This window comes from Aeriscardovia aeriphila (assembly GCF_002259595.1).
Lineage (GTDB): Bacteria > Actinomycetota > Actinomycetes > Actinomycetales > Bifidobacteriaceae > Aeriscardovia > Aeriscardovia aeriphila.
The window spans coordinates 1-3321 of record NZ_MWWU01000006.1 but is presented as its reverse complement, the minus strand read 5'-3'; the positions used below and the strand labels follow the sequence as shown (position 1 = coordinate 3321).

1 protein-coding gene and 3 rRNA genes are annotated in these 3321 nt (G+C 53.3%); all 4 read right to left on the bottom strand.

The genetic code is table 11. The annotated features are described in order from the left end of the window. A 16S ribosomal RNA gene (locus AEAE_RS06600) occupies nt 1–564 on the bottom strand; the annotation flags it as partial. Between the two features lie 444 nt (nt 565–1008). Then, nucleotides 1009–2328 (bottom strand): leucine-rich repeat domain-containing protein, encoded by a 1320-nt coding sequence (locus AEAE_RS06595; RefSeq protein WP_094690366.1) that lies wholly within the window; start codon nt 2326–2328, stop codon nt 1009–1011. A 300-nt stretch (nt 2329–2628) separates the two neighbouring features. After that, a 5S ribosomal RNA gene (gene rrf, locus AEAE_RS06590) occupies nt 2629–2746 on the bottom strand. A 156-nt stretch (nt 2747–2902) separates the two neighbouring features. Next, a 23S ribosomal RNA gene (locus AEAE_RS06585) occupies nt 2903–3321 on the bottom strand; the annotation flags it as partial.

Below are 3321 nucleotides of genomic sequence, written 5' to 3'. Positions count from 1 at the left end.
CGCCTACGAGCCCTTTACGCCCAATAATTCCGGACAGCGCTTGGACCCTACGTATTACCGCGGCTGCTGGCACGTAGTTAGCCGGTCCTTATTCGATAAGTACACTCACTCTCGCTTGCTCCTTACCAAAAGCGGTTCACAACCCGAAGGCCTCCATCCCGCACGCGGCGTCGCTGCGTCAGGGTTCCCCCCATTGCGCAATATTCCCCACTGCTGCCTCCCGTAGGAGTCTGGGCCGTATCTCAGTCCCAATGTGGCCGGTCGCCCTCTCAGGCCGGCTACCCGTCGAAGCCTTGGTAGGCCATTACCCCACCAACAAGCTGATAGGACGCGACCCCATCCCATACCGCCGAAGCTTTCCCACCACACCATGCAGCATGATGGAGCATCGGGCATTACCACCCGTTTCCAGGAGCTATTCCCGTGTACAGGGCAGGTCGGTCACGCATTACTCACCCGTTCGCCACTCTCACCCAATAGCAAGCTATCAGGATCCCGTTCGACTTGCATGTGTTAAGCACGCCGCCAGCGCTCGTCCTGAGCCAGAATCGAACTCTCCACAAAAAAATCATGAAAAGCCAGAAACAAATTCCAGCACAAAAAAGACGGACCACAACCCCAACCAAAAAGATCAGAATCATGGAACGCACAAACAAAAAAGAAAAAACACAACCACACAAAACAAACTCATGCGGAAGCATCAATCCTTAACTGGCATTCAAAAAGACTACTAAAGTAGCACAATCAACGCTCTCGAGTTCTCAAACCACCAGCCCAACAAAACCAACCACCAGTCACAAACAACCAGCAACCAGCCCCGCAGGCAGCAAGAAGTAAACCTACACCACCCACACCAACCACCACAACCCCACCACCACAAAACCCAACAAACACAACCCAAACACGGCGTGTCGAATTTTGCACGTATATGCCTCTATTTCATCAGATCTGGGTTTCGAACAGGTAAAAACAGCGTGTCGGTACGGCTGTCACCAACAGATTGGCCCCTCAGCGCATTCTCTTCTCGTTCTTGCGCACGCGCACGCCCGATACCACGAGAACAGCAACAGAGGTGACGATGATGACCGTGGCCATTGTCACTGCTACTGATAATCCTGCGCTATCCAACTGGCCTTGGATGCTCTCCATGCGAGCTTTTTCCGCGGCTAGAGCGCGCTGCCTCTTTCGCTTTTCGATCTGTGCGGGAGTGAGCTTCTTCTTCGCATCCTTGAGAGCCTGCTCTTTGGCTTTCTGCTGAGCGATCTTGTGCGCCTCCTCCAGTTTGTCTGTTAACGAGGTGTCAACACTGATCTGACAATCTAGCGAAAGCGGGCCGAGACTATCGATATCGCTAATTTTGGGCATGCCCATCAGGTATAGGCGGCGCAAAATCGTGAGCTTGGCCAGCGGCGCAACGGTGGTCAAACGGTTACCGGAAAGCCAGAGTTCCCGCGGGTTCTTGAGCTCACCGAGTGCCTGAGCGTCAGAAATTCTGTTGTTTTGCAGGTCGACAATATCGGCGCGCACATCGCGAGCCAGCCCCGCAATATCCACCAGATCGCAATTATTCAAATGCAGCTCTTGCAGGTGGTCGAGCGACTTGAGAGCGCCGGCCAGCATGCGGATTTGCGGCTGAAGGTTGACGCGAGAAATCGACAAATATGTGAGGTTTTTCGTGGACTGAAACGCTTGATAATCGCTCGCATGCACTCCACTGAGATTCACCGATTCGAGGTTTTTCATATTCGCGAGAGCAGAAATATCAACCTGATCGGCATCGCTGGTCAGGTTAATCTCGCGCAGCTGGCGGCATTGCGCCAAAGGGTTGAGACTATCGATACTCGAGGTCTGGATGTCAACGCGGCTCAGGTTTTTCGCGCCCTGCAGGCCGTCGAGGGAACTGACGCTCGTATTCGCTGGGATAACAAGGTTAGTGAGGCGCAGCATGTCGTCGCTGTTGAGCTCGTCCTCTGGTTGCAGCATCAGTTGGTCGCGCACTAGGCTCCTGAGCGTTGGATCGGTGATGTTTACCGGTTCAGGCTGCGGCTCCGCTTCCTCACCCCTCTTGTCATTTCCCTCAAGATTATCAGTTTGGTTATTCTTCTCTTTCTCGGCATTCTTCTTCGAATTATTCGCGAAGCTATCAGAGTTGTCGGTATTATCGGTGCTCTTCGGGTCGGAGTACCCCTCGCGCGTAGTTTCCGCATAAGCCTGACGCACAGAGACTCCAGGGATAGTGGGAAGTGCAAGAGTTGAGCTCAGAGTAGGTGCGAGAAGAGGAATCAAGCTCACCGTAGCTGCACAGAGCATATCCGTGAAACGCCTCATCTGTACTCTCCTCATAAACCCTAATTCTGATAGGTCCGCCCCCTATTCTAGGCATATTCGAGCCTTGAGGATGTGAAGAGGATCATCGCTGCCGGTTGTAACGAGGATCATCACTGTTTACAATTTGTCAGTTAGAATGCAATTCACGCTGTTGACAGTTTGTTGATGAGTCTGCGTGTGCAACCGCACTGTTGCATAATGTCTTGTTTTCTTTTTGTTAATGGTGTGGATATGAAAAAGAGGGGAGTGAGACAACCCTACCAACCCTGGCAGGCTCTCAACTCCCCTCAATAAAGTTTAATGCGGCAGCGTGCTACTCTCCCACACCCTCTCGAGTGCAGTACCATCGCCGTGCCCGGGCTTAGCTTCCAGGTTCGGAATGGAGGCTGGGCGTCTCCCCGGGGCTATGACCACCGCAAAATCATATTCACCTATCAGAAATTTTTCCTCATCTTACAGGTTGACTGTAAGAAAACCGGACAGTGGACACGACTACGCTACAGGTTCGATACATGGATACAGGTGAACGTTCATTCCCATGTCATCCCAACGTTTTGCAGACTGACAGAAAAGAGTTGTATTGCCCTTCAGCGGTTAGTACGGGTCAGCTCCACCCCTCACAGGGCTTCCACATCCCGCCTATCAAGCACATCATCTCTATGCCGCTTCCCGAACATTGAAGTTCACGGAACCCTCATCTTGGAGAACGCTTCCCGCTTAGATGCTTTCAGCGGTTATCGTATCCGGACTTAGCCAACCGGCAGCGCCCTTGGCAGGACGACCGGCACACCAGAGATCCGTCCACCCCGGTCCTCTCGTACTAGGGGCAGGCCTCCTCAAGGCTCCAACGCGCGCAGAGGATAGAGACCAAACTGTCTCACGACGTTCTAAACCCAGCTCGCGTGCCGCTTTAATCGGCGAACGGCCGAACCCTTGGGACCTGCTCCAGCCCCAGGATGCGACGAGCCGACATCGAGGTGCCAAACCATCCCG